Annotated in this window: 4 protein-coding genes; 2 read left to right on the top strand and 2 right to left on the bottom strand. The window is 48.0% G+C overall.

Features of this window, described 5'->3' with window-relative positions; all coding sequences use genetic code 11:
• Positions 1-118 precede the first annotated feature (118 nt).
• Entirely contained in the window at positions 119-895 is a 777-nt protein-coding gene (locus QUA80_RS33075; protein ID WP_333429126.1) for a DUF6816 family protein, read from the bottom strand.
• A gap of 278 nt (positions 896-1,173) precedes the next feature.
• On the opposite strand from QUA80_RS33075, the gene QUA80_RS33070 reads away from it, so the two are divergent.
• Both QUA80_RS33070 and QUA80_RS33065 read left to right on the top strand, forming a co-directional pair.
• Positions 1,174-3,447 (top strand): iron uptake porin, encoded by a 2,274-nt coding sequence (locus tag QUA80_RS33070; RefSeq protein ID WP_333429125.1) that lies wholly within the window; start codon positions 1,174-1,176, stop codon positions 3,445-3,447.
• 135 nt (positions 3,448-3,582) lie between these two features.
• A complete protein-coding gene (locus QUA80_RS33065) occupies positions 3,583-4,152 on the top strand; it encodes a class I SAM-dependent methyltransferase (RefSeq protein WP_333429124.1) in 570 nt (189 codons plus the stop codon).
• A 116-nt stretch (positions 4,153-4,268) separates the two neighbouring features.
• Here the strand turns inward: QUA80_RS33065 and QUA80_RS33060 are convergent.
• Positions 4,269-4,478: hypothetical protein (locus QUA80_RS33060; RefSeq protein ID WP_333429123.1), on the bottom strand; the 210-nt coding region annotated here is incomplete at its 5' end.

The following is a 4,478-nucleotide window of genomic DNA, read 5'->3' as shown; positions in this document are numbered from 1 at the left end:
TGTAAAGGGGTGTAACGACAGTTAAACTGATGGCTGTGATTAGGAAAGCTGATGACAGGGGAGAGATGGGCGATCGCCAGGCCGATCGTTGCTAGGTCGATCGAGATGACAGCTTGAATTATGCCGGCAGCAACTCCAACCGATATCGGTACAAAGCCACAGGATGCCCTCCAGCAGCAAAATAATCCGGGTCTTGCGGCGACAAATAAATCGCTGTCACCTGATCCGCCTCAATTCTCTTACTGGCAGAATCGCCATTTTCTCCGCCTCCAACAACTCGATAAGCCGTGGTTGTTTCCACCTCGTTTAAATAAATATCAGACTCTCCCCGAAACACCTGCTGAGAAATCTCTGTCGATACAAACTCGCGAGGATTCGGCGTCTCAGTTCCCCGACTGGTAACAATCGAAATTAATTGGCGTTCCCCTTTCAAAACTGTAATTTGGCGGTTGGGATTGTTCGGATCGACTTTTACCGAAAGTACGCCACCGTCGCCTAAATAAGCCTTGGCAATATTCAAACCGTTAAAAGTGCGATCGGCTACAATTTTTGTAGCTTTTTTAGATATATAATTAGAACCAAAACCAATATTTTTTTCTGGTTGAAACCGGACTTTAAACAATATCGGCTGCTGCAAATAGCGACGGTTGCCTTCAAAACCGGGCGTCATAATATTTGGGGCTAAAGGAGATGCTAAATCTACCAAAGTGCTCGCAACATTCCAAGTGCCGGCCATCCAATCTGGATAAACCAAATCTCCCTTAGCTAAAGCGATAGGAGGTTTGCCTTGCCAATTGGGAAAACTGGATATGCGATCGCTCAAAACTCCCGCACTGGCACTACCGCACCACAAAAGTAACGCCAAAAACCAACAAAAACCCCAAATTGCTCTCATACCAAACTGCATCTCACTGGCTAAATTTTTCTTCCTCTGCTTTAGGTATTCTGTGTTCGCTCGACGTGTAAAGCTATTGTAACGCTACGTTACTCACACTCCGCTAAAAGCAGGATTAAGTTTTTAGGTTCGCATACCTCAAATAATTGATTGTAGCAAGCTACCCATCACACGCAACAAAAAAAGTGGGAAATTGCTTGCTCGCAGCAAACAAAAAAAAAGTGAGTAAGTACGCAAGCTGTGATATGTTACCCACTAGGATGTGAGGTAAATATACAATGAATACACTTTTTGGCAAAACTTTAGTAGTTACGCTAGCTGTTTTAGGCAGTGGACTGATGCCGTTGGCGGTCGCCCGCGCAGTCGATTCCCCAATTACTGAAGAACCAACAGCTTTACCAACCAACAGCGAAGAAACCGATCCCCAAATAAATAATGTCGAAGCAGATCCACTGCCAGAATCAGTAGTTAGCAGTGAAAAGGTGAGCGAGAACTCCCCGAACGGCGTGCAGCTCCCAACCCGTACTAACCAACCAATAGCAACGCCAGTTAGCGGTGAAAAGGTGAGCGAGAACTCCCCGAACGGCGTCGTGCTTCCAACCCCTACTAACACTGAAATAGCAACGCCAGTTAGCGGTGAAAAGGTGAGCGAGAACTCCCCGAACGGCGTCGTGCTTCTAACCCCTACTAATACTGAAATAGCAACGCCAGTTAGCGGTGAAAAGGTGAGCGAGAACTCCCCGAACGGCGTCGTGCTTCCAACCCCTACTAACCAACCAATAGCAACGCACAAAACGGCAGATTTCAGTCAACAGATCGGTTCAAATCTGGAAACAGGGTCAGAGCCAACAAAGGAAAATTCCCTAGTTTCCGATCCGTTGCCAGAGAACACCTGGACCCAACAAGTGATTCCTGTCTCAGGGCTAACAGCAGAACTTCCACAAGCAGATACCTCAATTGAGCCAGTAAGGGAAAAAACCCCCAACCCCGAATCATCGCTTCTCGATCGGGATACCCCTGTTGAGCCTGACTTGCAAAATCCCCTCAACCGGGAATTATCAGAAGACAACACATCGTCGATGGATCAAGTGACCTCAGTCTCTCAGCTATCCGACGTGAAGCCAACAGATTGGGCATTTCAAGCATTGCAATCTCTAGTCGAACGGTACGGTTGTATCGCAGGCTATCCCGACGGCACCTACCGCGGCAACCGGGCAATGACCCGCTACGAATTTGCCGCCGGCTTAAACGCTTGCTTGGATAAGGTGAGAGAGCTAATTAACGCTGGGACGAACTTAGCGACCAAAGAAGACTTGCTTGCCGTCCAACGGCTGCAAGAAGAATTTGCAGCGGAATTGGCAACCCTGCGGGGCCGCGTCGATGCTTTGGAAGCTCGCACAGCAGAACTCGAAGCCAACCAATTCTCCACCACCACAAAGCTGACGGGTCAGGTGTTGACTTATCTGGGAGATGCTTTTGGCAAAAATGCTAGCGAAGCGAATAACACTACATTCGGCTATCGACTCCAACTCAACTTGAATAGCAGCTTCACGGGTAAAGACAGCTTGTTCGTCGTTATGGAAGCCATAAATTTAAGGCCACTTAACGCAGCTACCGAATTTCCGCAAGGTCGTCTCAGCGGTCCGACTGATGAAACTCGTTTCCTGCCATCCGACATATCAGGAAATGGAAGTTTGAATTTGATCGGATTGGGATACCGCTTCCCGGTGGGTGACAAACTGCTGGTTTCTTTAAATGCCTTTTCTAGCAACCGGCTACTTTCAGCACCCCTGAGTCCATTTGCCAGTCCGACTACAGGAGCTCTATCGTACTTTGGTTCAATCAACCCGATTCTGTATCCCGCCATTCAGCAGACAGGGATTGGCGTACAGTGGAAAGCAACTCCGTGGTTGAACTTCGATTTCGCCGCCGGCAGCGAATTCCGGACTAACGACCCGAGTGTAGGTTTCTCCAAAGCTGGCTACAGTGGTTCTGTACGAACGGTCTTCGATTTCGGCCCGCTCGATATTTCTTTAAATTATGTCCACTTATACTCTCCTCAATTTGGGGTTGATACGTTTAGCGGCAGTAACGCTGCTCAAATTCAAGGGGCAGGAGCAGTTGTCGCCAACACCTATCTTCCTGGAATCTCTTATCGAGTCTCCCGGACTTTGGGGTTGAGCGGTTCTGTCGGTTTGATCAATGCTCGTACCTTGGGCAAGGGTACGAAGGGAGATGCTAATGTGGTGGACTATCGTTTTTCTCTAGCTTTTTATGACTTGGGCAAAGAAGGCAACTTAGCTGGTCTTGTTTTTGGGGTGCAACCTCGGTTGACTGGTACGAGCAATGGGGCGATCGCTCAAGCGATTGGTTTACCTGCCGGACAGCGCAAGGATCGCGACGTGGGATTTCACGTTGAAGCCTTTTATACCCATCGACTGACCGACAATATCACGATTACTCCTGGTATCTTTTGGTTGACCGCCCCCAACCATGACGATCGCAACCCGGATGTTGTTGTCGGAGCAATCAGAACCACCTTCTCTTTTTAACTCAAATCGGACGATCGCACAGACTGAACTTTTACACCACCTGTAGAGTTTTGGCGGGCAGTTCCCACCGTACAAATAAAGTTTGTGCGATCGTCCTGTTTAACTCGCATAGGACGATCGCACGCACTTTTACATATGAACCAACAAGTTTTAGCCGTAATTGAAAAAATCCGTGTCCTCGGTGGCGAACAGTACGGCGAAAGTGCTTGGCGAAATCCGATTCGTCAAGATACCGGCCCAATTTTGCAAGCTGTTGTTGCTGCTGTACGACCAAAGACTATCCTTGAACTCGGTACTGGATACGGTCTCTCTACCTGCTACCTCGCACTTGGAGATTCTCAGGCTATCATCCACACCGTCGAGTTCGATAAATCTGTAGCAGAGCAAGCCGGGGAACACTTTCAACAAGCAGGAATAGATAGCCAGATTCGGCAGTGGATTTGTCCTTCTGAGGAGGCAATTAGGCAAATTCCCAATGAGATACCGCTGCCGGATTTGGTGTTTGTAGATCACGCGAAGCGGCCTTATAAAGACGACGTTCGCGCGATTATTGAACGCAGCAGCGGCAAACAAATTCTGATCCTTGCCGATAATGTCGAAGATCGCAAGCAGGAACTTTCCGATTTTCTCGAATGGTTTGGGGGGATCGCACTCACAAGTACGATCGTCCCTACCCAGTGCGGTTTGCTCGTTGCATGGGTATAAGTAGTGGCTAGTTCACCCAGATTTTCATTTTTTGCATGGAGGTAGGTTCAATTAGTTTGCTGCTTGTGTATTGACGGACAACTGTGCACTGTGGCAAATACCTTTGCTGTTAGCGCCTAAGAATAATTTCTGGCGCTAGCATCATTAAATTGGCTAGAACCAAATGCAATGTCTAGAGTAATTGCAGCAACTATCTCTAGTGAAGCGACACAAACAAATGGCAGTTGTTTCATACGATCGAAGGCTATTGATCCCACATTCCGCACCCCCAACTGGCACATAGGCAGATGGAGGGGATAAAAGTGAATCATCCGAGATAATAAGTA

Source organism: Microcoleus sp. F4-D5 (assembly GCF_036704885.1).
Taxonomy (GTDB): Bacteria; Cyanobacteriota; Cyanobacteriia; order Cyanobacteriales; family Microcoleaceae; genus Microcoleus.
Note: the sequence above shows the minus strand (reverse complement) of the source record. Positions and strands in the feature narration are given on the sequence as shown.

What these genes read in the sequence shown, in the direction of transcription:
- QUA80_RS33075 (WP_333429126.1), bottom strand. Translation starts at nt 895, where the DNA reads ATGAGAGCAATTTGGGGTTTTTGTTGGTTTTTGGCGTTACTTTTGTGG.
- QUA80_RS33070 (WP_333429125.1), top strand. Translation starts at nt 1,174, where the DNA reads ATGAATACACTTTTTGGCAAAACTTTAGTAGTTACGCTAGCTGTTTTA.
- QUA80_RS33065 (WP_333429124.1), top strand. Translation starts at nt 3,583, where the DNA reads ATGAACCAACAAGTTTTAGCCGTAATTGAAAAAATCCGTGTCCTCGGT.